Source organism: Acidocella sp. MX-AZ03 (genome assembly GCF_027626035.1).
GTDB classification, from domain to species: domain Bacteria; phylum Pseudomonadota; class Alphaproteobacteria; order Acetobacterales; family Acetobacteraceae; genus Acidocella; species Acidocella facilis.
Genome location: NZ_CP110774.1, coordinates 689,808 through 712,598, shown reverse-complemented (window position 1 = coordinate 712,598; position 22,791 = coordinate 689,808). Strand labels below are relative to the sequence as shown.

Here is a 22,791-nt window from a genome sequence, read left to right as displayed (position 1 = left end):
GCTCGTCCACGTTCCCGGCAACGAGGCGCGCGTCTATCCTGTTGCGCCGGGGGCGTCAATGGCTGGGGACGGCCAAAATCCTGGAGGGCTGCCCTGCGCGCGCTGCCAGCTTTGCGGCAACGCGGCGATAGCCAGCGCCCAGTGCCGGCGCGGCCGGGGGCTGAGCAAGGTGGCGCGGCTACCCATCCAGTCCCCGATATCACCCGGCGCGCGCGCCAGCCAGCCCGCGCCCAGCCGCAGCCCTGGCGTATCCCCCAAGCAAAGCCCGAGCGCGCGCCGATCCTCCGAATCCGGGTCGGTCTCCGCCGCGGCGCAGGCGGGGGCGAGCAGGATCAGCTCGCGCGCCGGCTGCGCCAGGCTGAACCGGGCCTGGCGCCAGCCATCGGGGCCGGAGAAGCGGGGCAGCACATCCTGCCCCGCCGCCATGGCGCGCAGCCGGGGCAGGAAGCCGGGGGTGAAGCCGGAATGCAGCGCCTGCTCGTGCAGCATCCGGCGGATGGCGGCCAGACGCGGCCCGCCGCTCACGGTGGCGGCGAAGGGGCGGCGCGCCGGGCTGCGCCGCCCCAGCTCATGGCTCAGCCAGTCCCGGTTGCCGTCGCAGAAATAGGATTCGCAGGGCAGCCCCTCGGCCAGCAGCGCGTCATGGCGGTCCAGCTCCAGATGGTAATAGGTGATGGCCGGCATCGCCGTATCGCGCAGGATGGTGGCGCCGTTGACCAGACATGCGGCCGGCACCAGCACCCCCTCGACATGGACGCCATGCGAGGGCGAGAGCCGCACCGGCCGGGCCGGCTTGCCAGGGCCGAAGGCGCCGGGGCGGATCAGCACCGGGCGCGCCTCCTGGCCGGGGCCATAATTCAGGTCCAGCACGCTCCAGCCCAGCCAGCGCACCGGCCTTCGCTCGCCACGGGCGGTGATCACCGGATCGCCAGGACGCAGCGCCTCGATCGGGCGATAGCCGTGCGGGGTGAGGATGCCGGTGCCGCGGGCGAAGCAGGGCAGCTCGCCGCCCAGCGTAAGCAACGCCCCGCCGCTGCCATCCGCGATCACGCTCACCGCCGGCAGCGCCCCGGCGGCGGTGCCCAGCGTGAAGGCGGCAGTGAGGCTGCCTTGGGCGTTGCGGACATCGATGGTGTTGCCCGCCAGCCCGACCAGAGACGGGGCGACGCCGACCAGATCCACCGCATCGAAGCTGGACATGTTGGCGATGCCCGGCATCCCGGCGGCGACATTATCCAGGACAAGCAGGCTGGAGGTGCCGGTGAAGCTGATTGGCGTAGTGGAGAGATCGGTGCTGTTCAGCTCCAGCGTTGCCTGGCTGCCGATCTCGACCACGCCGCCGCCGATCAGGCTGCCCCGGCCAGCAGCAGGTCGCCGCCCTGGACAGCGAGCGTGCCGGTATCGATGAGGGTGCCGGCATCGATGATGCCATAACCCGCCAGCGTGCCGGCGAGGCTGAGCGTGCCCGCCTGCACCCAGCCATCATTGAGCTGCGCATTGGACAGGCTCATCGCCCCGGTGGCGGCAAGCGTCCCGGCGAGGCTGAGCTGGCCGGCGCTTTCCACCAGGCTGGCCGCCTGCAGGCTGGTGCCCACCCCCAGGCTGACAAGGCCGCCGCTGAGACTGGCGGTGCCGGCGATATTCATTACCGCCGTGCCGCCCAGTGTCAGCCCGCCCGCACCGGCATAATTCGCCGCATCCAGCAGCGCGCCGCCGGCCAGGGTGACACCGCCGCGATTGCTGAGGCTGCCCAGGGACAAGGTCGCCGCACCGGTGGCCTCCAGCACGCCGCCGCTGCCCAGAGTCAGGCTGCCCGCCGCCAGATCGCCGGAGGCGTAGAGAGTGGCGTTGCCCGCGACGCCCACCAGCGCCGCGCCGCCAATGCTCATCGTCCCCAGCACGGCCACGCTGCCTGCCCCGGCGCCGGAGGCGGCCATGGTCAGCGTGCCGGCCAGGCTGACCGCCTGGCTCAGCACCTCCAGCGCCCCTGCCCCGCCGGCATCGCCGAGCGTGGCATTGCCGGCCATCGCCACCTGCGCGGCGGCGCCGAATATGGCCAGGCCGTTATGGTCGATCTCCAGCGCGGTGCCGGAATAGCCGCTGGCCTGGAACGGGTCCTCGAAATCCACCGCGCCGGTGATCAGCGCCCCGCCCAGCGCGTGCGCCACATGATCGGTATAGAGCCCGCCACTATTGCCGAAGGAGACGAATTCGCCGGTGGTCAGCCCCAGGCCGGAATAGCCATCCACGGTGCCGGTGCTGCCTTTGCCAATCCCTTCATAATCGATCAGCCCGGAGAGGATGCCCGACCCGCTGCTGATGGTAAGCACATCCAACGCCCCGGTGCCGGTATAAAGCAGGGAGGCCAGCTGCGCGTTCATCAGCGCCAGATTGATCGCGCTCAGCGTCAGCGCGCTGCCCACGCTGTCCCCGACGCTGAGGCTGCCATGGGCGGTGGTCAGGGTCAGGGAGAGCGCCTGGGTCGTCGGTGCCGCCAAGGCCAGGCTGAGCCCGAGCAATGGCTGGCTCACCCCGGCGCTGGCGGCGAACAGCCCGCCATTGCTGATCGTCGCCAGGCTGGAATGCAGCACCACCTCCGGGTCCCCGGCGGAATCGAAGCTGGTGGCGGGGAACAGCCCGGCGGGGATATTGGCGGCAATCGTATAGCTGTCGGTGACGCCGTTGCTGTCCACCCCGGTGACGACGAAGCTGGAGGTGCCGGCGAGGGTGTTCACATCCTTCACCGTCAGCCCGGTGAGGCCAGGGAAGATCAAGGCGTCGCCCACCGCGAAGCCGGTGACGGTGCCAGAGAAATCCTGCGGCCCGGTGATTACGAAGGCGCCGCCGCTGCCGCCCAGCGTGCCGGCAAAGCCGCCGCCGATCGTCGCCACACCCGGCCCGCCAAACTCTAGCGTCACCCCGCTGGCGATGGTCAGCGGGGTGGTGTTGAAAATTCCGAAGAGCGGGGTTTGCGGGCCGAGCACCATGACCCCGCCACCGGCGACATCCAGATGCACGCCCGTCGCGACCAGCCCGGCATCGATTTCCAGCGTGCTGCCGCCCAGCGCCAGCAGCGTGCCGCTGCCATCGATCATCCCAGACTGGGAAAAATCCCCGACGCTGAGCGTGCCGCTGCCCTCCAGGATCGCCCCGGCGGCCAGGCTGATCCCTTCCTGATAGTCATTTGCCGCCCCGGCGCCTACCACCAGCCCGTTGGCGAAATTCGCCACCGCGTTGGTCCCCAGCACCAGCTCGCCCTGCAAGCTTGCCGCATTGCCGATGAGCAGCTGCCCGCTCTCGATCACCGATTGCGCCGCCAGCCCCCCGAAATCATAGGCGGTGCCGCTGAGCAGCAGCGAATTGGCCGCCACCTCCAGCACGCCCCCGGCGGCGATCGACAGCCCGCCGGCGGTGAGATTGCCCATCAGCGCGGTCAGCCCGGTGACGGCCAGCGTGCCGGCCAGGCTTTCCCCCCCGGTCACCAGCGTTTGCCCACCCAGCGTATAGCTCGCACTCGCCGGGGCGAGGCCGACATTATACAGGAATAGATTGCCGTAGGTGACCTCCTGCGGCAGCACGCCGCTGAGGTTCCACAGCTCATACTCAAGATGCTGACCGCCGGAGATGGTCGGCCCGGCGAATTCCAGCGAAGTCAGCAGCGTGTTGAGCGCGCCGATCTCGTTCGCCGCCAGGGTCAGCTCGATGGTGCCGCTGCCGATGCCGCTGGCCTCGATCCCCGAGAGGGTGGAATAGCCGGGCAGCATCAGCACGCCCTCGGACACGGACAAAGTGAGCTGCAGCGTCTCCTGCGCCCCCAGCCCCATCGCCGCCAGGGCGCTGGCGGCGGGGTCGGCGAGCAGCAGATCGGGCAGGAGCTGCGGCTGGTTGGGCGCGATCGTCACCAGCAAGGTCGGGTCGACAAAGGCCGGAGGGCTCTGCGGCACCAGCGTCAGCGCCAGCGTGCTGCTGGCCAGGCTGCCATAATTATCGGCGGCGAGCAGCGAGATCAGGTCAGAGCTTGTCCCGGCCGCCTCGCTGATCTGCAGGCTGGAGAGGGCCGCATTCACCTGCGCCTGCGCGCCTGAAATCACCAGCGTGTTGCTGTTGGCCGACACCGTGGCGCCGCTGGTGGCGCTGGCACTCATCGCCGCCGCCGCGTTCGCCGCGACCAGCTTGAGCGTGATATTCGCGCCCGCATTGGGATCGTTCACCGCCAGGCCATAGGGCAGCCCGGCCAGGGAGGAGAGCGTGGGCTGTCCCTCGATGGCCGTGATCGTCGCGGGAACCTTGATGCTGATGATGCCGCTCACAACTCCAGGTTACATGATTCGGTATCGCAATCAACCCTCAATTTGCCCGCAAACAGACATGGCCGGAAACCGCTCCCGGCCCCATACTAGGAGTCATGAAGACCAGGACGAAGCAGACCGAGCCGAAAGCCCCCAAACCGCAACGGGACAAGCCGCAAACCGCGCTGCCCAGCCGCGACTCGGTGAAGCGCTTCCTGGCCGAGGCCGCCAGCCCGCCGCATTTTCGCGACGTGGTGCGCGCCTTTTCCGTCACCCCGGAGAACCGCAAAGGGCTGCGCGGCATCCTGAAATCGCTGGAGGTCGAGGGCCATGCCGAGCGCGCCGGGCGCAAGCGCTTCACCGAGGCGGGCCGGCTGCCGGAAAACGCGATGGTCGAGGTCACCGGCATCGACCGCGATGGCGAGGCCATCGCCAAGCCGGTGCTCTGGGACGGGCCGGGCCGCCCGCCGGTGATTTTCATGCAGCCCGAGCGCGCCGGCGCCGCCGCTCTGGCGCCGGGTGCGAAGGTGATGGCCAGGCTGCGCCAGATCGGCCCCGACAAATATGAGGGCCGCACGCTCAAGCGTGTCGAGGGCCAGAGCGGCAGCATTGTCGGGCTGTTCCATAAAACCCCTTATGGCGGGCGTATTGAGCCCACTGAGAAACGCCAGAAGGGCGAATGGGTGGTCCCCGGCGGGGAGACGATGGAGGCGGAGGAAGGCGAGATCGTCCGCGCCGAGCCGCTGCCCGGCAAGCCCTTCGGCCCGAAGCCGGCGCGCATTACCGAGCGGCTGGGCAATGCCAGCGATGCCCGCAATGTCAGCCTCATCGCCATCGCCCAGCACGGCATCCCGATGGAATTTTCCGAAGCCGCGCTGAAGGAGGCGAAGCGGGCGAAGAACGTGGCGCTGGGCAAGCGCACGGATCTGCGCGACCTGCCGCTGATCACCATCGACGGCGCCGATGCAAGGGATTTCGACGATGCCGTGTTCGCCGCCCCGGAGCCGCATGGCTACCGGCTGATCGTCGCCATCGCTGATGTCGCGCATTATGTGAAGCCCGGCAGCGCGCTGGACAAGGATGCCAAAGAGCGCGGCAATAGCTGCTATTTCCCCGACCGCGTGGTGCCGATGCTGCCCGAGGCGCTCTCCAACGGGCTCTGTTCGCTGAAGCCCGACGAGGAGCGGGGCTGCCTGTTCGTCGAGATGCATATCGACGTGCATGGCAACAAGATCCGCCACGCCTTCGGGCGCGGGCTGATGCGCTCGGCGGCGCGCAAGACCTATGAGCAGGTGCAAGAGGAGTTCGAGGATAATCCCGAAAACCACGCCCATCTCTACGCCGCCTATCACGCGCTGAGCGAGGCGCGGGAGCGGCGCGGCACGCTGGATCTCGATCTGCCGGAGCGCAAGGTGAGTTTGGGCGCGGATGGGCAGGTGCAGAGCGTGGCGCCGCGCCCGCGCCTGGCCAGCCACAGACTGATCGAGGAATTCATGATCCTCGCCAATGTCTGCGCGGCGGAGGAGCTGGAACGGCTGAAACTGCCCTGCATGTACCGCGTGCACGCCCCGCCGAGCCCGGAGAAGCTGGATAATCTGCGCAGCTTCCTTTCCACGCTGGATATTTCGCTGAAACCCGGTGACCAGCTGCATCCGCGCGACCTGGACGGGATTCTGCGCCTCGTCGCCGGCACGCCCGCCGCCACCATGGTGAATGAGACCATGCTGCGCGCCCAGAGCCAGGCGGAATACGCGCCGGACAATATCGGCCATTTCGGCCTCGCCCTGGGCCGTTATGCGCATTTCACATCGCCGATCCGCCGCTATGCGGATCTGCTGGTGCACCGCGCCCTCATCAAGGGGCTGAAGCTCGGCCGCGATGGGTTGCAAGACGATGAAATCGCAGGCTTTGCCGACATCGCCGAGCACATCACCGCGACCGAACGCCGCGCCACCATGGCCGAGCGCGATTCCTCCGACCGTTATCTTGCGCTGTATTTGCAACACCGCGTCGGAGAGTTGTTCGCCGCCCGGATTTCGGGGGTGACGAAGTTCGGTCTCTTCGCCACTTTAACGGAAAGTGGTGCGAGCGGGTTCTTGAGTATGGCTAGTCTGCCGGACGATTTCTGGATGTTCGACGAGCGCACCCAAACCCTGTCCGGCCGCCGCAGCCGGGCGGTGTTTTCCCTGGCGCAGGAGATCGAGGTGAGGCTGAACGAGGCAAAGCCCGTGACTGGCGGCTTGCTGCTGGGGCTGGCCGGGCTGCCGGAAGGGGCGGCCGGGCCAGTGCGCCGGCGTGCCGGCGGGCGCGTGACCCCGATGAAACCCACAAAAGCGAAGCAGAAGCGGCGCAAGTGAAGCGCGCTGGGCTGTTCTTGCTGATTTGCCTGCTGCTGCCGCCGGGGCTGTGGTGCCGCACGGCTGACGCTGCCGCCGCCACCGCGACGTTCGACAGCGCCGCGGCCGCCAGCGTGTGGTCCGCCGCCCTCACTTACATTGCCCCGCGCGCGCTCAACCCCGTCACCATCCCGCAAATGACCATGTGGGGGCTGAACGGGCTGGCGGCGCTGGACCCCAATCTGAATACCGCCCTGCAGGATGGCGAGGTCCGCCTGTACGGGCCAGACCGGCTGCTGGCCGCCCTGCCCGCCCCGCAACCGACCGACGCCGCCGGCTGGGGCCGGGTGGCGGCCCAGGTGGCGCTGGCCGCCTATAACGCCTCCCCGGCCCTGCGCATGGCCGGCACACAAGGCATCATCGGCAATTTCTTCGACGAGCTGTTCAACCATTTCGACCCTTATTCGCGCTATGAAAGCCCGGTGCAGGCGGCGCAGGACCAGCTGATGATCACCGGGCTGGGCGGCACCGGCCTGACCCTGGCGGCGAAGGGCGGCCGGGTGGTGATCGGCGCGGTGGCCGCCGACAGCCCGGCGGCGGATATCGGGCTGCAGCCGGGCATGCTGGTGACACAGGTGAACGGTCGCGCCGCCTATCCCTCGATGGTCGAGGCGCTGAACAACGCCATGCCGGGCCTGCCCGGCAGCAAGCTCAGCCTCTCGGTGGCCGAGTCCGGCCAGGAGGCGCAAGCCCTCACCCTCACCCGCGGCTTCATCCCGCCGCAGACGGTGTTCACCGAACCGGATCTGGCCCGGGCATCGCGATGCTGAAAATCAGCGGCTTCAACAAGGGCACGGGCGACCAGTTCGCCCAGGCGCTGGCCGGGGTGATGGCGCAGACGCCGCCGCCCTCGGCCCTGGTGCTGGATTTGCGCGGCAATCGCGGCGGGGTGCTGCGCCAGGCGGTGCTGGTCGCCGATTCGCTGCTGCAATCCGGCCCGATCGCCGAGACCAACGGGCGCGACCCGGATGCCGACCAGGCTTTCAAGGCCGAGGGGGCGGACCTCACCGACGGCGCCCGTCTGGCCGTGCTGGTCGATGGGCAGACCGCGAGTGCCGCCGAAATCCTCTCCTCCGCCTTGGCCGATGATGGCCGGGCGGTGGTGATCGGCTCCGAAACGCTGGGCAAGGGGCTGGTGCAGACCGTGACCGCCCTGCCGGATGGCGGCGAGCTGTACGTGACCTGGAGCCGGGTGCTGGCGCCGCGCGGCTGGCCGCTGCAGGGCATGGGGGTGATGCCGCAGATCTGCACCAGCAACGGCCCGCAGGCGCTGAACCAGCAGCTCGCGGCGCTGGCGCAGGGCCGCAACCTGCAATCGCCGGTGCTGGCGCAAGCACGTGCGGTGCGCGCCCCGGTCAGCATCGACCGGATTCTGGCCCTGCGCAGCGCCTGCCCGGCCGATATTGGCGGCGGGCTGGACGAGCAGGCGGCCATCGCCCTGCTCAGCAACCCGGAAATGTACCAGGCCGCACTGCTGCATTGAACGGAAGCGCTTGACGACGCGTGCAAAGCTGGGCCATACGGCCCGCTCTGGAGATTCTTAACATGGCCAAATCAAACGTCGTTCAAATCAAGCTCGTTTCCACCGCCGACACCGGCTACTTCTACGTGACGAAGAAGAATGCCCGTGCGCAGACTCAGAAGCTTGAGATGAACAAGTATGACCCCGTCGTGCGTAAGCACGTGAAGTTCAAGGAAGCGAAGATTAAGTAATCTTCGCGGGCGTAAGCACGTGAAGTTCAAGGAAGCGAAGATCAAGTGATCTTCGCCCCAGGCGATCGCCCGGGGTTGGCTTAGCCCACGCGGCTGCCAGATAATTTGGATATGGCGGAGATTTCACACGAAATCCCGCCCGCTTCACCTAAATACCCTTCGAACCCAACAAGGTTAGAGGGGTATTTTCGTGCGTCTATTTTCCTGCAAATCCTGCGCCCAGACGGTGTTCTTCGAGAACATCTCCTGCGAGCGTTGCGCGCACCAGTTGGGATTCGATTCAGAGACCCTGACCCTGCTGACATTGGCGCCAGACGATGACGCGCTGCGCCCGCTGGGCCACCGGACTCGCTATCGCTATTGCGAGAATGCCCAGTACCGCGCCTGCAACTGGCTGGTGCGCGACAACGCCGAGGATGGCCTCTGCGCCGCCTGCCGGCATAACCGCACCATCCCCGACCTCTCCGTGCCGGAAAATCTGGCCGACTGGCGGAAGATGGAAATCGCCAAGCACCGGCTGTTCTACACGTTGATGCGCCTGGGCCTGCCCCTGCAGAGCATCGCCGAGGCCCCGCAAAGCGGCTTGGCGTTCGATTTCCTGGCCGACCCGCCGAGCGGCCCGCGCATCCTCACCGGCCATGATGAAGGCTTGATCACCATCAACCTGAAAGAGGCGGATGACGCGATGCGCGAGAGATTCCGTGCCGAGATGGGCGAGCCCTACCGCACTTTGCTCGGCCATTTCCGCCATGAAATCGGGCATTATTACTGGAACGTACTGGTGCGCGATGCCGGGCGCTTAAATGAATGCCGCGCGGTGTTCGGCGATGACAGCATCGATTACGGCCAGGCGCTGCAGGCCCATTACGAACAGGGCGCGCCCGCCAACTGGGCGCAGAGCTACATCTCCGCCTACGCCACCATGCATCCCTGGGAGGATTTCGCGGAGAGCTGGGCGCATTACCTGCATATCGTCGACACGCTGGAGACCGCCACCGCTTTCGGGCTGCGCATCCATCCGCGCCGGACGGAGAATGAGCTGCTGCATGCGGATATTGATTTCGACCCGCACCGGGCGGAGAGCGTCGAGCAGCTGATCGAGGCCTGGCTGCCGCTGACCTTCGCGATGAATTCGCTGAACCGCTCGATGGGGCAGCAGGATCTCTACCCGTTTGTGATTTCCGAAGCGGTGATCCGCAAGCTCGGCTTCATCCATGAGCTGGTGCATGGGCATGTGGGCGGCAGCGCCACGGCGGCCGGGCCGATGCCGGCGGGGATCATCCTGCCGCAGACGCCACCCGAGCGGGACGAGCCGCCGCCCGATGGTGACGAGCCGCCGCCGGTGGACGAGCCCCCTGCCGACGCACCGCCGATGCCACCGCCGCATGTGCCGGTGACGCCGCCGCTCAATGTGGGAATGGTTTAAAAAGTTTTTGGGGTGCAGCCCTTTTTTCAAAAAGGGCTGCAAAACGTTGGGGCTTTTGCAACGCCGGCGCCACCACCCCAGACGTTTGTGGGGACTTTTTGAAAAAAGTCCCCACACCCCCAAAAACTTTTAGAAATGTTTCCAGCCGGCCCCGGACAAGGCCATGGGCTCACCATCGGCATCCAGCACCACCACGCCCTCACCCGGCTGGAAGCTGCCGATGCGCGTGACCGGCACAGCGCCGCACGCCGCACGCAGCGCCGCCTCATTCTCCGGTGCCACCGCCAGCAGCAGCTCATAATCATCGCCGCCGGTCAGCCGCTGCTCCAGAACCGCATCGCCCAAAGCCGCCGCCTCAGCCGAGGCCGGCACCTGCTGCGCATTGATCGTCGCCTGGAGCCCGGCCGCCCGGCAGAGATGCCCGAGATCCTGCACCAGACCGTCCGATATATCGATGGCGGCATTCACGATCCCCGCCAGCGCCAGCCCCACGCGCGGCGCCGGCAATTCCGAGCGCCGGCGCAGAAACCCGGTCGGGTCCGCCAGCTTGCCGCGCCGGACCTCCAGCCCGAGCACGGCATCGCCAATGGTGCCGGTGACGAAGATCCCGTCCCCAGCCCTGGCCCCGCTGCGCCGCAGCGCCTGGCCGGGCGCGACATGGCCGATCAAGGTAGCGCTCAGCGCGATATCGGTGCGTGCGGAGGAGGAATCGCCCCCCAGCAGCCCGATGCCGAATTCCGCCTGATCCTGCCCCAGCCCTTTGGCGAAGGCTTCCAGCCAGGCTTCATCTACCCGCTTCGGCAGGGCGGTGGTCAGCAGATAGCCCAAAGGCACCGCGCCCATCGCCGCCAGATCGGACAAATTCCGCCGCAACAGCTTGCGGGCGATCAAAGCCGGATCGTCATCGGAGAAGAAATGCACCGCCTCCAGCATCTGGTCGACGGTGAACACCAATTCCCGCCCCGGCGGCGGGGCGAGAACGGCGGCGTCATCTTTCAGGTTCAGCCCCGCCTCGGCGGCGAGCGGGGCAAAGAAGGTCTCGATCCGGCTGAATTCGTCCATCAGCCAGCGTTGGACTTGAACTCGGCCGGGCGCAGCAGATGCGCCAGGCGGTCCAGCACGCCGTTGAGCATGCGCGGCTCATCGCCGGAGAAGAAGCCGTGGGCGACGTCGAGATATTCGTTCATCACCACTTTCGCCGGCGGCCCGTCGCTCATCCACAATTCCGCGCCACCGGCGCGCAGCGCGGCGCGCAGCACCGGGTCCAGCCGGGTCATCGGCCAGCTCTCCGGCAGCGCCTGGGTGATCATGCCGTCCACCACATCCTGCTGCTCGGTGGCCGTGCGCACGATGCGGGTGAAGAGCGGCACATCCGCCTCCGGCATCTTGCCATCCTCCAGCCCGCCCTGCCAGGGCAGGCTGCCGAGGCGATGGCGCACGAACTGGTCGATCACCGTCTCCGAACTCACCTGGGCATGTTCGGACTGATACAACGCCTGCACGGCGGCGACGCGCGAGAGGGTGCGGGGGCGGCTCATGCGGCGAACCGGCGCTTCAGCGCGATCTGCTTCAGGCAGGCCACGGCGGCTTCGGCGCCCTTATTGGCGCCGGTCTCGCGCGAGCGGGCATGGGCCTGGGCCAGCGTATCCACCGTCAGCAGCCCGGTGCCCAGCGCCAGGCGCTGGCTCACCGCGACGTTGATCATCCCGGTCATCGCGGCATCGCAGACGAACTCATAATGGTCGGTCTCGCCACGCACCACGCAGCCGAGCGTGACATAGCCGTCAAATCCATCCTTGCCGCCGGCGGCGATGGCGAGTGCCTGCGGCAGCTCATAGGCGCCGGCGATTTCGATGATTTCCACTTCGGCCTTCACCTGGGCGAAAATCTCCTGGGCGGCGTGCAGCATGCCCTCCACCACATCGCGATAATAAGGCGCGCTGATGACGAGGATGCGGGGTGCCGGGCCGCCAATCTGCGGGGCCACCGGCAAGGGTGCGTCGGCTGTGCTCATGAATTTCTACTTTGAACTCTTTGAAAATATTACTTGTTATCGCAATCGGCGAGGCCGCGCTGCTCAACCACGTTGAGCCCGTACCCCTCCAACCCGATGATGTTGCGCTTATGGTTGGAGAGCAGGATCATGTTCTTGACCCCGAGATCCAGCAGGATCTGCGCGCCGATGCCGTAATCGCGCAGATCGCGCCCGCCATGCGTGCCCTCGATCAGCGCCCGCAGGCCGGTGGACATCGCCTTCTGCCGCGCATCGCGGACGATGACGACGACGCCGCGCCCTGCCTTGCCGATCTCCTGCATCGATTCATGCAAGGCCGCCATATGGCCGTTGCCCAGCACATCGCCGATCAGCTCCATGCCGTGCATGCGCACCAGCACCGGATCTTCGCCGGAGAGATCACCCTTCACCAGTGCCAGATGCTCCACCCCATCCACCTTGCTCTCGAAGGCGATCATCTTCCAGGCGCCGCCATCGCGGGCAGTGACATTGCCCTGCTCGACGCGCTTGACCAGACGCTCATTGGTACGCCGGTAAGCGATCAGGTCGGCGATGGTGCCGAGCTTGATGTTGTGGCGCTGGGCGAAGGCCACGAGCTCCGGCAGCCGGGCCATGGTGCCGTCATCATTGATGATCTCGCAGATCACCCCGGCCGGGATCAGCCCGGCGAGGCGGGCGATATCCACCGCCGCCTCGGTATGGCCGGCGCGCACCAGCGTGCCGCCATCGCGGGCCATCAGCGGGAAGATATGGCCGGGCGAGACGATGTCCTCGCGGCCCAGCTCCGGGTTGATCGCTACCGCCACGGTGCGCGCACGGTCGGCGGCGGAAATGCCGGTGGAAATGCCTTCGCGCGCCTCGATCGAGATGGTGAAGGCGGTCTCGTGCCGGCTGCCATTGGCCTGTGTCATCAAGGGCAGGCCCAGCGTGTCGCAGCGCGACTTGGTCATCGCCAGGCAGACCAGGCCGCGCGCATGCTTGATCATGAAATTGATCGCATCCGGGGTGGCGAACTGTGCGGGGATGACCAGATCGCCCTCATTCTCGCGGTCCTCGTCATCGACCAGGATGAAGATGCGCCCGGCGCGGGCTTCCTCGATGATCTCCGCCGGCGGGGAGATATAGTCATGCAGCCCGGAGCTGGAGAGGGTCTTCAAGCCGTCCATGATACGCAATCCTTTCGCACCGGTCCGCGGGCCGGCGGATATAGCCTAGTTCGTCTTAAAGCTTAGCTGACGGGCGAGATAGCGCGCCAGCATGTCGATTTCCACATTCACCTTATCACCAGGGCGCAGGGCAGAGAAATTCGTGTGCGCGGCGGTGTGCGGGATGATGTTGACGCCAAAGCGCAGTCCCTCGACCTCGTTAACGGTCAGCGAAACGCCATTGATGGCGATGCTGCCCTTGGCCGCGACGAACGGCCCCAGCGCCGCCGGCAGCTCGAACAGCCAGCGCACCGAGCCGTTTTCCGGGGTGGCGGAGATCACCTCGGCCAGCCCGTCGACATGGCCGGAGACCAGATGCCCGCCCAGCTCATCGCCCAACCGCAGCGAGCCTTCGAGATTGACCAAGGTGCCTTCGCGCCAGCCGGCGAGATTGGTCTTGGAGAGCGTCTCGGCCGAGACCTCGACGCTGAACCAGTCATCCCCGGCCTCGATCACGGTCAGGCAGACGCCGGAACAGGCGATGGAGGCGCCGAGCTTCTTCTGCGCCCCGCTCCAGACCTCGTTGGCGGGGTTTCGATGGTGAAGCGGGCATCCTGCCCGTTGCCGATGGCGCTGACGGCGCGGATGCGCCCGACGCCAGTGATCAATCCGGTGAACATAATCTGGTCCTTAAACGGGCTGGCGGATGAAATCCGTCAGCATATCCGCGCCGAGGCGGCGCGATGAGATCTGGGTGAAGCGCGGCATCTGCGCAAGGCTGGCGATGCCGAAGGCCTGGGCGGCGGGCAGCCCGTCGCCGCCGATGACGCAAGGGGCGTGAAACCAGGAGAGACGATCGACCAGATTGGCCCGCAGCAAGGCCGCCGCCAAGGTGCCGCCGCCCTCGGCCAGCACGCTGGTAAGGCCGTTCTGCGCCAGCGCCTTCATCGCCGCGACCAGATCGACCCCGATGCTGGCCGCCGGCAATTCGATCAGCTTCACCCCGGCCTGGACCAGCGCCTTGGCGCGCAATTTATCCGCGCCGTTCCGGTGCAAGATCCAGAGCGGATGCCGCGCCGCGCCGCGCACCAGTTTGGAGAGCAAGGGGGTGCGCAAATGGCTGTCCACCACCACCCGGACCAGATCCGTGCAGCGATAGCCCTCAATCCTGCAGGTCAGCTCGGGATCATCCTCCAGCACGGTGCCGACGCCGACCATGATCGCGTCATGGGTGCCGCGCAGCATATGCGCCGCCTGCCGGGCCGGCTCGCCGGTGATCCATTTCGACTCCCCCTTGGCGGTGGCGATGCGCCCGTCCAGCGAGCTGGCCAGCTTGAGGCGCAGCAGCGGCCGCCCCTGGCGCTGCACCATGGCGAAACCGGCGATCGAGGCCTCGCATTCCGCCGCCAGCACGCCCTCGGAGACGCTGATGCCAGCCGCGCGCAGCCGGACGATGCCAGCGCCGTTCACCTTCGGATGCGGATCCTGCGCGCCGAGCACCACGCGGGAGATCCCAGCTTGGATCAACGCCTCCGTGCAAGGACCTGATTTTCCGGTAAAGTTGCAAGGTTCCAGCGTGACATAGGCGGTGCCGCCACGGGCCGCATTGCCGGCCTGGGCCAGCGCGTTCACCTCGGCATGCGGCCGCCCGCCAGCTGAGGTAAAGCCCCGCCCGACCACCCGGTCCTGATTGACGATGATGCAACCAACCGACGGGTTGGGCGCGGTCTGCCCCAATCCGCGCCGGGCCATGGCCAGCGCGGCACGCATGAAATCCTGGTCGCTCATTCCTGGTCCGGCTGAGCCAAAGGCGCACCGTCCATACCGCCTAGAAATGCTTCAAAATCACGGGCTTCGCGGAAATCTCTGTAAACCGACGCGAAGCGCACATAGGCCACCGCGTCGATCGCCTTCAGCGCTTCCATCACCGCCTCGCCAATCGCCTCGCTCTTCACCTCGCCCTCGCCGCTGGCTTCCAGCTTGCGGACGATGCCGTTGACGATACGCTCCTGGCGCTCCTCATCCACCGGGCGCTTGTTCAACGCCACGCGGATGGAACGGGCGAGCTTGTCGCGGTCGAAGGCGACGCGCTTGCCATCGGCCTTCACCACGGTGAGCTCGCGCAGCTGCACGCGCTCCACGGTGGTGAAACGCTGCCCGCATCCCGCACAGAAACGCCGGCGCCGGATGGCGCTGTTATCATCTGTCGGGCGGCTATCCTTCACCTGGGTGTCGGCATCGCCGCAGAACGGGCAGCGCATCGCGGCGGCTTAGCGATAGATCGGGAAGCGCGCGCAGAGCGCCTTCACCCGCGCGCCCACCGCCGCTTCCGCCGCGTCGTTGCTGCCGTCATTGGACTTCGCCAGACCATCCAGCACCTCGCCGATCATGATGCCGATCTGCTTGAACTCCTCGGTGCCGAAGCCGCGCGTGGTCGCCGCCGGGGTGCCGAGGCGAATGCCGGAGGTGATGGCAGGCTTCGCCGGGTCGAACGGGATGGCGTTCTTGTTGGCGGTGATATGGGCGCGCTCCAGGCTCGCCTCGGCCGCCTTGCCGGTGGTGTTCTTCGGCCGCAGATCGACCAGCAGCAAATGGCTGTCCGTGCCGCCGGAGACGATCGCCAGCCCCTGCTCCACCAGCGTTTCCGCCAGAACCTTGGCATTCGCCGCAACCTGCTTCTGGTAGGCAACGAAATCCGGGGTCAGCGCCTCGCCGAAAGCCACCGCCTTGGCGGCGATCACATGCATCAGCGGGCCGCCCTGCAGGCCGGGGAAGGTCGCGGAATTGATCTTCTTGGAGATATCCTCGTCATTGGTCAGCACCATGCCGCCACGCGGACCGCGCAGGGTCTTGTGGGTGGTGGTGGTGACGACATGGGCGTGCGGGATCGGGCTCGGATAGATCCCGGCGGCGACCAGGCCGGCGAAATGCGCCATATCGACCATGAAGAAGGCGCCGACCTCATCCGCCACGGCGCGGATGCGGGCGAAATCGATGAAACGCGGATAGGCGGAGCCGCCGGCAATGATCAGCTTGGGCTTATGCTCGCGGGCCAGGCGCTCCAGCTCCTCATAATCCAGCAGCCCGTCCTCGCGGCGCACGCCGTACTGCACGGCGTTGAACCATTTGCCCGACAGGTTGGGGGCGGCGCCATGGGTGAGATGCCCGCCGGCGGCCAGGGACATGCCCAGAATGGTGTCACCCGGCTTCACCAGCGCCAGCAGCACGGACTGGTTGGCCTGGCTGCCGGAATTGGCCTGCACATTGGCAAAGCCGCAGCCGAACAGCTTCTTGGCGCGCTCGATCGCCAGCGTCTCGACCTCATCGGAGGGGCCGCAGCCACCATAATAGCGCTTGCCGGGGTAGCCTTCGGCATATTTGTTGGTGAAGACCGAGCCCTGGGCGGCCAGCACCGCGGCGGACACGATATTCTCGGAGGCGATCAGCTCGATGCCATCCTGCTCACGCGCCAGCTCGCGGCCGATGATCGCCGCCACATCCGGGTCGACTTCGGCAAGCGGGGCATTGAAGAAGCGCTGCAAACGCGGGGCGAGGCTCTGATCGTTCATGGCGTGGATTCCGTCGTCTGGTTGAGTTTGTCGAGCCGGCGCTGGTGCCGCCCGCCTTCATAAGGGGTGGAGAGGAAGGCGCCGAGAATATCCAGCGCCACTTCCTCGCCAATGATGCGCGCGCCCAGCGCCAGCACATTGGCGTCGTTATGGGCGCGGGTCAGGCGGGCGGTGGTGACATCATGCACCAGCCCGCAGCGAATGCCGGCATAGCGGTTGGCCGCGATCGACATGCCGATGCCGGTGCCGCAGACCAGAATGCCGAAATCGGCACGTTTTTCGGTAACCGCGCCGCAGACCGCCTGGGCGAAATCCGGATAATCGACGGAGGCCGGGCCGTCCGTGCCATAATCCTGCACCTCGTGCCCGGCTTCGATCAGCACGGCGGCAAGACGGTTCTTCAGGGTTACCCCACCATGATCGGCGCCGAGCGCCACTGTCAAAGACCGAGTCATGGCGCCCCCTTACCATGCGCGCCGCGCTGTTGAAACCGTTGCTTTTTCATGCCTGCCGCAACGGCCCGGCGGTTCAATTTCTGGACGGCGTGATCATGGCGATGGCGGCCTTGGCCTGGGGCACGCCCTCCTGCTCGGCGAGCAGGAAATCCCGCGCCGCCTGCGGCACATCCTGGGCCATGCCCAGCCCCTGCGCGGCGCAGTAACCCAGCGCCAGAAACGCCGGGCCATATTGCGCGCTCGCCGCCTGGCCGAACAAGTTTACCGCCCGTTGCGGATCCTTCGCCACACCCTGGCCGTACAGGTAAAGATAACCGAGATCGGTCTGCGCCGCTGGGTCATTCTTCGCCGCGGCCTGGGCGAACCAGTGTGCCGCCTGGGCATTGTCCCGCGCGATGCCAAGGCCGGTCTGGTAAGCGAGGCCGAGGCTGGTTTGCGCCGGGGCGTAGCCGCTCAGCGCCGCGGCGCGGTACCAGGCGGTGGCCAAAACCGCATCCCGCACGCCGCCGCGCCCGCTTTCATAGAAGCGCCCCGCGTCATATTCGGCCTGGACATTGCCCGCCTGCGCCGCCTGTAAATAGAGGCCAAAGGCGGCCTTATCGTCCTTCGGCAAGGTGATCTCGTCCTGGGTCTTGCGTTGGTCCAGCAAGCTGGCCAGCGCGAAGGCGGCGTCCTGCTCGCCGGTCGCCGCCCGGCTTTGCAGAAGCGCCAGCGCCGCGCCATTCTGCCCCGCCTGCGCCAGCAGACTGGCCACGGATTCAACCGGCACCGCCACGGGCGGCGGGGGCGGCAACGGGGCGAGCCGCGTCGGCATCACCGCCACCACCGGCGCGGGGTGCAGCACCGGCGCAGTCACAGGCTGGCGATGCGCGATCGTCGCCAGCACCAGACAGGCGGTGACCAACGCCGCGCCCAGGCCCGCCAGCCTCTGCCCGAAGGCGCCGCGCGGCCTCGCCACAACCGCCGCCCGAGGCGCCGGCGCGGTGCGGAAATGCTGCCTGATCTGTTCGTAAATCCGCGCCTGGGCGGCGGGTTCCAGCGCCAATGCCGCGCGCAGATCCGCGCGGCTCAGCCCGGCCGGCAATTTCGCGGCGCCGCCTGCGAAGGCCTGGGCGAACAAAGCGGCCAGCACCTCCTCCGGCCCGCGATACTGCATCATGCTGTCCGACATTCCGCCTTCGCCAACCCCCGCCCGCCAAACCCTCGTCGACTCAACCCTTACGCGAACCGTACAATCCGCTTTATCTGACGACTCGTATCATAAACTTTAACAAACCGTTTCGCATCTCCGTTTTTCCACAGATCGCCTTGTGTGCTGGCATCGCCCGCAGCCCAGCCATGAGCGCGATCAGCCGTCGCCTGCCGCGCCGCTTTGGGCTACAAACCTGTCATGCTTGGACAAAATTTCCCCCTGACGCGGCTGCGCCGCAACCGTTTCGATGCCGCCACCCGCCGGCTGGTGGCCGAGCACAGTCTCAGCGTCGATGATCTGATCTGGCCGATCTTCATCCGCGAGGGCGGCGGCGATCCGGTCGAGGTGCAGGCGATGCCGGGGCAGTTCCGCGTCGGGCTGGATGGCCTGGCCAGGCATGTGGAGCAGGCGGCGAAGCTGGGCATCCCCGCCCTTGCACTGTTCCCCGTCACCCCGGCTGAGCTGAAAACCCCCGAGGGCCGCGAGGCGCTGAACCCGGAAAACCTGATCTGCCGGGCCGCCATGCTATTGAAAAAGGAGTTTCCGGATTTCGCCCTGGTCGGCGATGTCGCGCTCGACCCCTATACCGACCACGCCCATGACGGGCTGCTGCGCGATGGCTATGTGGTGAATGACGAGAGCGTGGAAATCCTCGCCAAACAGGCGGTGAACCAGGCCAATGCCGGGATCGATTTCATCGCCCCCTCGGACATGATGGATGGCCGCATCAAGGCGCTGCGCGAGGCGCTGGATGGCGCCGGCCACATCCATACCCGGATCATGAGCTACGCCGCCAAATACGCCTCGGCCTTCTACGGCCCGTTCCGCGACGCGCTGGGCAACCAGGGCGCGCTGCAGGGCGACAAGAAAACCTACCAGATGAACCCGCCAATTCGGACGAGGCGCTGCGCGAAGTGGCGATGGACATCGCCGAGGGGGCGGATATGGTGATGGTCAAGCCCGGCATGCCGTATCTCGACATCATCCGCCGGGTGAAGGACGCGTTCGGCGTGCCGGTGTTCGCCTATCAGGTCTCCGGCGAGTACGCGATGATCGAGGCCGCCGCCCGCAATGGCTGGATCGACCATGACAAGGCGATGATGGAGGCGCTGATGTGCTTCAAGCGCGCCGGCTGTTCCGGTATCCTCACCTACCATGCGGTGCAGGCGGCGAAGCTCCTGCACGGCTAACCGAACGGAGGGATCAATGAGCCTGTGGCCCGGCGCCCATATGCCGAAGCTGAACGACCGGTTGGCCATCGTCACCGGGGCGAATAGCGGCATCGGCTATTATGCCGCCCTTGAGCTGGCCGGGGCCGGGGCGAATGTGATCCTCGCCTGCCGCAGCCCTGCGCGCGGGGCGGCGGCGCTGGCGCAAATCGAGGCCATCGCCCCCGGCCGCGCCCGGCTGGAGCTGCTGGACCTCTCGGATTTCGCCGCGGTGCGGGATTTCGCCGCGCGGGTGAAGGAACGCCATGGCAGCCTGGATATCCTGCTCAATAATGCCGGGGTGATGGCCCCGCCCACCCGCCAGACCACCGCGCAAGGGTTCGAGCTGCAATTCGGGGTGAATTTCCTCGGCCATTATCTGCTCACAGCCTTGCTGCTGGAGCCGATTTTGGCGGCGCGCGCCCCGCGCATCATCCAGGTGTCCTCCATCGCCCATCGCCAGGGCAGGATGGCCTGGGACGATCTGCAATCCGAAACCAACTACCATCCCTGGAACGCCTACCGGCAGAGCAAGCTCGCCTGCCTGATCTTCGCGCATGAGCTGGGCCGGCGCGCCGCCGCCGGGGTTGGGGGGCGCTCTCGCTCGCGGCCCATCCGGGTATCGCGGCGACGGAGCTGGTCGCCAACGGGCCGGGCCCGGGCAGCCGCATCGCCTGGCTGCAGAAACTCGCCGCCCCCTTCATCCAGCAATCCGGCGAGGCCGGGGCCTGGCCGCTGATCCTGGCCTGCATCGACCCCTATGCCCGTGAGGGGAATTATTATGGGCCGCGCCATCTGTTTGAATGCAAGGGCCCGCCCGGCCCGGCGAAATCCGAGCCGCAGGCGTTGGACCCGGAAGCCGGCCGCCGGCTCTGGGAGATTGCCGAGAGGCTGACCGGCGAGGCGCTGCGCCCCGCGTCTTAAAAAACAGAAGTTTTTTGGGGTGTGGGGCTTTTTTCCAAAACTCCCCACGTCTTTCGCCGCTTTTTTGAAAAAAAGCGACACCAAAAAACTTTTGCAAACTTCAGGCAGCGCCCCGTACCCGCGCCTGCAGCACCGCCAGCCGGTCCCAGATATCGCGCGGCGCATAATCGCGCCCGAGATCCCGCCTTACAAAGGCCGCCGGCGCCCAGGCCGCGAACGCCCCCCGTGGCGGCCGTGCCGCCAGCAGCCCCAGCGCCTCCTGACGCAGACGCGCAACCGGCGTGCCATCCGCCGGCAGCAGCGAACGCTCCTGGCGGGCCAGAAACGGCGCCGCCCGCAAAATCCCCGAAATCGCATAGGCGGTGCCGAGATCCTCGATCGCGGCACTATCCTGCCCCAGAACTTGCCCCGCCCCCCGCGCCAGCCGCCCGCCCGTGTTGCGCGCATAGGCCAGAAACGCCGGCAGATCCGGGATTTCGTCATCCGCATCGCTCTCGCGCGCGCTCACCAGCGCCAGCAACCCGTCTCGGGGCAGCAGCCCGGCCTCGACCGCCGCGAGCAGCGGTGTCGCCAGCTCATGTTTCTTGGCACTGCCCTCCACTACCTCCCGCCACCATTGCAGCCGGATCAGCGCCAGCATCGCATTGCTGGCCACCTCCCTGGCGCGGGCCAGCTCATGGTTGAAAAGATATAAAAGACAAAGCCTCTCCGCATCTCAGGCGGGGCAAAGAGGGTTGCGAAATGCCGGTCCGGATCGGCCCGGCGCAGGCGGGATAAAAGGCTTTCATCGCTTGACGCAGGCATGATCACTCCATAGCTAATCGACGCGGCGAAACAAATTGGAGTAATCCACAATGGCGTTTGAACTGCCTTCCCTCCCTTATTCCACCAATGCGCTGGCCGAAGCCGGCATGTGCCAGGAAACCCTGGAGCTGCATCACGGCAAGCATCACCAGGCCTATGTGACGGCGCTGAACGGCTTCGTCGAGAAGAACGCCGACCTGCAGGGCAAGTCCCTGGAAGAGATCGTCAAGCTCTCCTACAACAAGCCGGACATGGCGCCGGTCTTCAACAATGCCGGCCAGCACTGGAACCATATCCTGTTCTGGGAAAATCTGGCGCCGAATGGCGGCAAGATCCCGGCAAGCTGGAGACCAAGCTGGTCGAGGATTTCGGCTCCGTCGACGCCTTCAAGGAGGCCTTCAAGGCCGCCGGTGTCGGCCAGTTCGGCTCCGGCTGGGCCTGGCTGGTGCTGGCCTCCGACGGCAAGCTGAAGGTCACCAAGACCCCGAACGGCTCCAACCCGCTCGCCACCGGCGAAGGCAAGGTGCTGCTGGGCCTGGATGTGTGGGAGCACTCCTACTATCTGGACTTCCGCAACCGCCGTCCGGACTACATCACCAATTATCTGAACAAGCTGGCGAATTACGAATACGCCGCGGCGCAGCTCTGATTGCAAAAGGGTGGGGGGCTCCTGCTCCCCACCCCTGAATTTTTTTGCGGCTTAGTCTGGTTTCTTCAGGCGGTCGCGGAAGCTTTTGCGCAGCTTGGCGATCTTCGGCGCCACCACCGCCTGGCAATAGCCCGAACCGGGATTACGCTCGAAATAATCCTCATGCTCCGCCTCGGCGGGCCAGAATTTGCCAAGCTCCGTCACCTCGGTGACAATCCTGCCCCAGACCGGGGTGAATTCCGCGATCGCCGCCTCCGCTGCGGCCTTCTGTGCGGCATCCACATAATAGATCGCCGAGCGATATTGCGTGCCGATATCGTTGCCCTGACGGTTCAGCGTCGTCGGGTCGTGGATGGTGAAAAACACCCGCAGCAGATCCTCATAGGAAATCACCGAAGGATCATATTCCACCCGCACCACCTCGGCATGGCCGGTGGTGCCGCTGCAGACCTGCTTGTAACTTGGATGCTCCACATGCCCGCCGGCATAGCCGGACTGCACCTTGCCCACCCCGCCAGCGAATCATAGGCCGCTTCCAGGCACCAGAAACAGCCACCGGCCAGAACCGCGTAAGCACTCATTTCACCCCTCCCATCTCACACAGCATGGCCCAATGTTCGGCCCCACCGGGGCGACCGACAGCCGCGAATATTTCAGCAGAGCCAGATCATGGAATCTGGGGTCGGCCTTGATCGCCGCAAGGGTGACGGGGGTTTTCAGGGGCTTCACCGCCTGCATATCGACACAGACCCAGTCGCCGCTCTCAGCGCTCGGATCCGGATAGGCCTCGCGCGCGACTTTCACGATGCCGACGATCTCGCGGCCGATATTGGAATGGTAGAAGAAGGCGAGATCGCCCTTGCGCATCTCTTTCAGATGCCGTTTGGCCAGGTGGTTGCGCACCCCGGTCCAGGGTTCGATGCCGTTTTCCACCTGCTGCGCCCAGGAAAACGCGTCCGGTTCAGATTTCACAAGCCAATACTGCATGGGCGCGAGTGTAACCAATT

Annotated in this window: 20 protein-coding genes and 4 pseudogenes; 8 read left to right on the top strand and 16 right to left on the bottom strand. The window is 66.6% G+C overall.

What is annotated here, in order from left to right; translation table 11 throughout:
• Positions 1–33: 33 nt before the first annotated feature.
• Positions 34–1,335 carry a Hint domain-containing protein gene (locus GT370_RS04020; protein WP_270183925.1) on the bottom strand — a complete coding sequence of 434 codons (1,302 nt, stop codon included), beginning with the start codon at positions 1,333–1,335 and terminating at the stop codon, positions 34–36.
• An 11-nt stretch (positions 1,336–1,346) separates the two neighbouring features.
• Positions 1,347–4,310 (bottom strand): beta strand repeat-containing protein, encoded by a 2,964-nt coding sequence (locus GT370_RS04015; RefSeq protein WP_270183924.1) that lies wholly within the window; start codon positions 4,308–4,310, stop codon positions 1,347–1,349.
• Positions 4,311–4,405: 95 nt separating this feature from the next.
• Here GT370_RS04015 and rnr point away from each other — a divergent pair, with 95 nt between their 5' ends.
• From rnr to GT370_RS03990, 5 genes are all read left to right on the top strand, one after another.
• Positions 4,406–6,646 carry a ribonuclease R gene (gene rnr / locus GT370_RS04010; RefSeq protein WP_008493082.1) on the top strand — a complete coding sequence of 747 codons (2,241 nt, stop codon included), beginning with the start codon at positions 4,406–4,408 and terminating at the stop codon, positions 6,644–6,646.
• Positions 6,643–7,455, top strand: coding sequence for a hypothetical protein (locus GT370_RS04005; RefSeq protein ID WP_270183923.1), 813 nt, complete (start codon positions 6,643–6,645; stop codon positions 7,453–7,455). The genes rnr and GT370_RS04005 overlap by 4 nt, the downstream gene beginning before the upstream one ends.
• Positions 7,449–8,168: a S41 family peptidase gene (locus tag GT370_RS04000; protein ID WP_270183922.1), complete on the top strand. Its 720-nt coding sequence runs from the start codon at positions 7,449–7,451 to the stop codon at positions 8,166–8,168. The genes GT370_RS04005 and GT370_RS04000 overlap by 7 nt, the downstream gene beginning before the upstream one ends.
• Positions 8,169–8,230: 62 nt before the next feature.
• The gene (gene rpmG, locus GT370_RS03995) at positions 8,231–8,398 is read left to right on the top strand and encodes a 50S ribosomal protein L33 (RefSeq protein ID WP_008493085.1); all 168 of its coding nucleotides are present in this window, start codon (positions 8,231–8,233) and stop codon (positions 8,396–8,398) included.
• 190 nt (positions 8,399–8,588) lie between these two features.
• Positions 8,589–9,824 carry a zinc-binding metallopeptidase family protein gene (locus GT370_RS03990; protein WP_008493086.1) on the top strand — a complete coding sequence of 412 codons (1,236 nt, stop codon included), beginning with the start codon at positions 8,589–8,591 and terminating at the stop codon, positions 9,822–9,824.
• A 129-nt stretch (positions 9,825–9,953) separates the two neighbouring features.
• On the opposite strand, the gene thiL is transcribed toward GT370_RS03990, so the two are convergent.
• From thiL to GT370_RS03940, 11 genes are all read right to left on the bottom strand, one after another.
• On the bottom strand, positions 9,954–10,886 hold the full coding sequence (thiL, locus tag GT370_RS03985; protein ID WP_008493087.1) for a thiamine-phosphate kinase: 933 nt from the start codon (positions 10,884–10,886) through the stop codon (positions 9,954–9,956).
• On the bottom strand, positions 10,886–11,362 hold the full coding sequence (gene nusB / locus GT370_RS03980) for a transcription antitermination factor NusB (protein WP_008493088.1): 477 nt from the start codon (positions 11,360–11,362) through the stop codon (positions 10,886–10,888). The genes thiL and nusB overlap by 1 nt, the downstream gene beginning before the upstream one ends.
• Positions 11,359–11,838, bottom strand: coding sequence for a 6,7-dimethyl-8-ribityllumazine synthase (gene ribH, locus GT370_RS03975; protein WP_008493089.1), 480 nt, complete (start codon positions 11,836–11,838; stop codon positions 11,359–11,361). Before ribH ends, nusB begins: the two co-directional genes overlap by 4 nt.
• Before the next feature lie 29 nt (positions 11,839–11,867).
• A complete protein-coding gene (gene ribB / locus GT370_RS03970; RefSeq protein ID WP_008493090.1) occupies positions 11,868–13,004 on the bottom strand; it encodes a 3,4-dihydroxy-2-butanone-4-phosphate synthase in 1,137 nt (378 codons plus the stop codon).
• A gap of 45 nt (positions 13,005–13,049) precedes the next feature.
• Positions 13,050–13,499, bottom strand: a complete 450-nt coding sequence (locus tag GT370_RS03965) for a riboflavin synthase (protein WP_442865485.1) — start codon at positions 13,497–13,499, stop codon at positions 13,050–13,052.
• 2 nt (positions 13,500–13,501) lie between these two features.
• Positions 13,502–13,663 carry a hypothetical protein gene (locus tag GT370_RS21210; protein WP_442865484.1) on the bottom strand — a complete coding sequence of 54 codons (162 nt, stop codon included), beginning with the start codon at positions 13,661–13,663 and terminating at the stop codon, positions 13,502–13,504.
• 10 nt (positions 13,664–13,673) lie between these two features.
• Complete coding sequence (gene ribD / locus GT370_RS03960) at positions 13,674–14,771, bottom strand: bifunctional diaminohydroxyphosphoribosylaminopyrimidine deaminase/5-amino-6-(5-phosphoribosylamino)uracil reductase RibD (protein WP_008493092.1); 1,098 nt, start codon at positions 14,769–14,771, stop codon at positions 13,674–13,676.
• Entirely contained in the window at positions 14,768–15,244 is a 477-nt protein-coding gene (nrdR, locus tag GT370_RS03955; RefSeq protein WP_008493093.1) for a transcriptional regulator NrdR, read from the bottom strand. The genes ribD and nrdR overlap by 4 nt, the downstream gene beginning before the upstream one ends.
• A gap of 9 nt (positions 15,245–15,253) precedes the next feature.
• Positions 15,254–16,552: a serine hydroxymethyltransferase gene (gene glyA, locus GT370_RS03950; protein ID WP_008493094.1), complete on the bottom strand. Its 1,299-nt coding sequence runs from the start codon at positions 16,550–16,552 to the stop codon at positions 15,254–15,256.
• On the bottom strand, positions 16,549–17,007 hold the full coding sequence (gene rpiB, locus GT370_RS03945; RefSeq protein WP_039884745.1) for a ribose 5-phosphate isomerase B: 459 nt from the start codon (positions 17,005–17,007) through the stop codon (positions 16,549–16,551). Before rpiB ends, glyA begins: the two co-directional genes overlap by 4 nt.
• 73 nt (positions 17,008–17,080) lie before the next feature.
• A complete protein-coding gene (locus GT370_RS03940) occupies positions 17,081–18,178 on the bottom strand; it encodes a tetratricopeptide repeat protein (RefSeq protein WP_008493098.1) in 1,098 nt (365 codons plus the stop codon).
• Between the two features lie 219 nt (positions 18,179–18,397).
• Between GT370_RS03940 and hemB the strand changes: the two are divergent.
• Positions 18,398–19,389 (top strand): annotated as a pseudogene (gene hemB, locus GT370_RS03935) (porphobilinogen synthase).
• A gap of 16 nt (positions 19,390–19,405) precedes the next feature.
• On the top strand, positions 19,406–20,146 hold the full coding sequence (locus GT370_RS03930; RefSeq protein ID WP_270183921.1) for an SDR family NAD(P)-dependent oxidoreductase: 741 nt from the start codon (positions 19,406–19,408) through the stop codon (positions 20,144–20,146).
• A 285-nt stretch (positions 20,147–20,431) separates the two neighbouring features.
• Here GT370_RS03930 and GT370_RS03925 read toward each other — a convergent pair whose 3' ends face one another.
• Positions 20,432–20,986, bottom strand: a complete 555-nt coding sequence (locus GT370_RS03925; protein ID WP_270183920.1) for a squalene/phytoene synthase family protein — start codon at positions 20,984–20,986, stop codon at positions 20,432–20,434.
• Positions 20,987–21,185: 199 nt separating this feature from the next.
• Between GT370_RS03925 and GT370_RS03920 the strand changes: the two are divergent.
• A pseudogene (locus GT370_RS03920) lies at positions 21,186–21,784 on the top strand (superoxide dismutase).
• Between the two features lie 51 nt (positions 21,785–21,835).
• Here GT370_RS03920 and msrA read toward each other — a convergent pair.
• Both msrA and GT370_RS03910 read right to left on the bottom strand, forming a co-directional pair.
• Positions 21,836–22,365 (bottom strand): annotated as a pseudogene (gene msrA, locus GT370_RS03915) (peptide-methionine (S)-S-oxide reductase MsrA).
• A pseudogene (locus GT370_RS03910) lies at positions 22,362–22,771 on the bottom strand (EVE domain-containing protein). The pseudogenes msrA and GT370_RS03910 overlap by 4 nt, the downstream one beginning before the upstream one ends.
• Positions 22,772–22,791: the final 20 nt, after the last annotated feature.

Coding starts and splice junctions, on each gene's coding strand:
- rnr (WP_008493082.1), top strand. CDS start 4,406: ATGAAGACCAGGACGAAGCAGACCGAGCCGAAAGCCCCCAAACCGCAA.
- GT370_RS04000 (WP_270183922.1), top strand. CDS start 7,449: ATGCTGAAAATCAGCGGCTTCAACAAGGGCACGGGCGACCAGTTCGCC.
- rpmG (WP_008493085.1), top strand. CDS start 8,231: ATGGCCAAATCAAACGTCGTTCAAATCAAGCTCGTTTCCACCGCCGAC.
- thiL (WP_008493087.1), bottom strand. CDS start 10,886: ATGGACGAATTCAGCCGGATCGAGACCTTCTTTGCCCCGCTCGCCGCC.
- nusB (WP_008493088.1), bottom strand. CDS start 11,362: ATGAGCCGCCCCCGCACCCTCTCGCGCGTCGCCGCCGTGCAGGCGTTG.
- ribH (WP_008493089.1), bottom strand. CDS start 11,838: ATGAGCACAGCCGACGCACCCTTGCCGGTGGCCCCGCAGATTGGCGGC.
- ribB (WP_008493090.1), bottom strand. CDS start 13,004: ATGGACGGCTTGAAGACCCTCTCCAGCTCCGGGCTGCATGACTATATC.
- GT370_RS21210 (WP_442865484.1), bottom strand. CDS start 13,663: ATGTTCACCGGATTGATCACTGGCGTCGGGCGCATCCGCGCCGTCAGC.
- ribD (WP_008493092.1), bottom strand. CDS start 14,771: ATGAGCGACCAGGATTTCATGCGTGCCGCGCTGGCCATGGCCCGGCGC.
- nrdR (WP_008493093.1), bottom strand. CDS start 15,244: ATGCGCTGCCCGTTCTGCGGCGATGCCGACACCCAGGTGAAGGATAGC.
- glyA (WP_008493094.1), bottom strand. CDS start 16,552: ATGAACGATCAGAGCCTCGCCCCGCGTTTGCAGCGCTTCTTCAATGCC.
- rpiB (WP_039884745.1), bottom strand. CDS start 17,007: ATGACTCGGTCTTTGACAGTGGCGCTCGGCGCCGATCATGGTGGGGTA.
- GT370_RS03940 (WP_008493098.1), bottom strand. CDS start 18,178: ATGTCGGACAGCATGATGCAGTATCGCGGGCCGGAGGAGGTGCTGGCC.
- GT370_RS03930 (WP_270183921.1), top strand. CDS start 19,406: ATGAGCCTGTGGCCCGGCGCCCATATGCCGAAGCTGAACGACCGGTTG.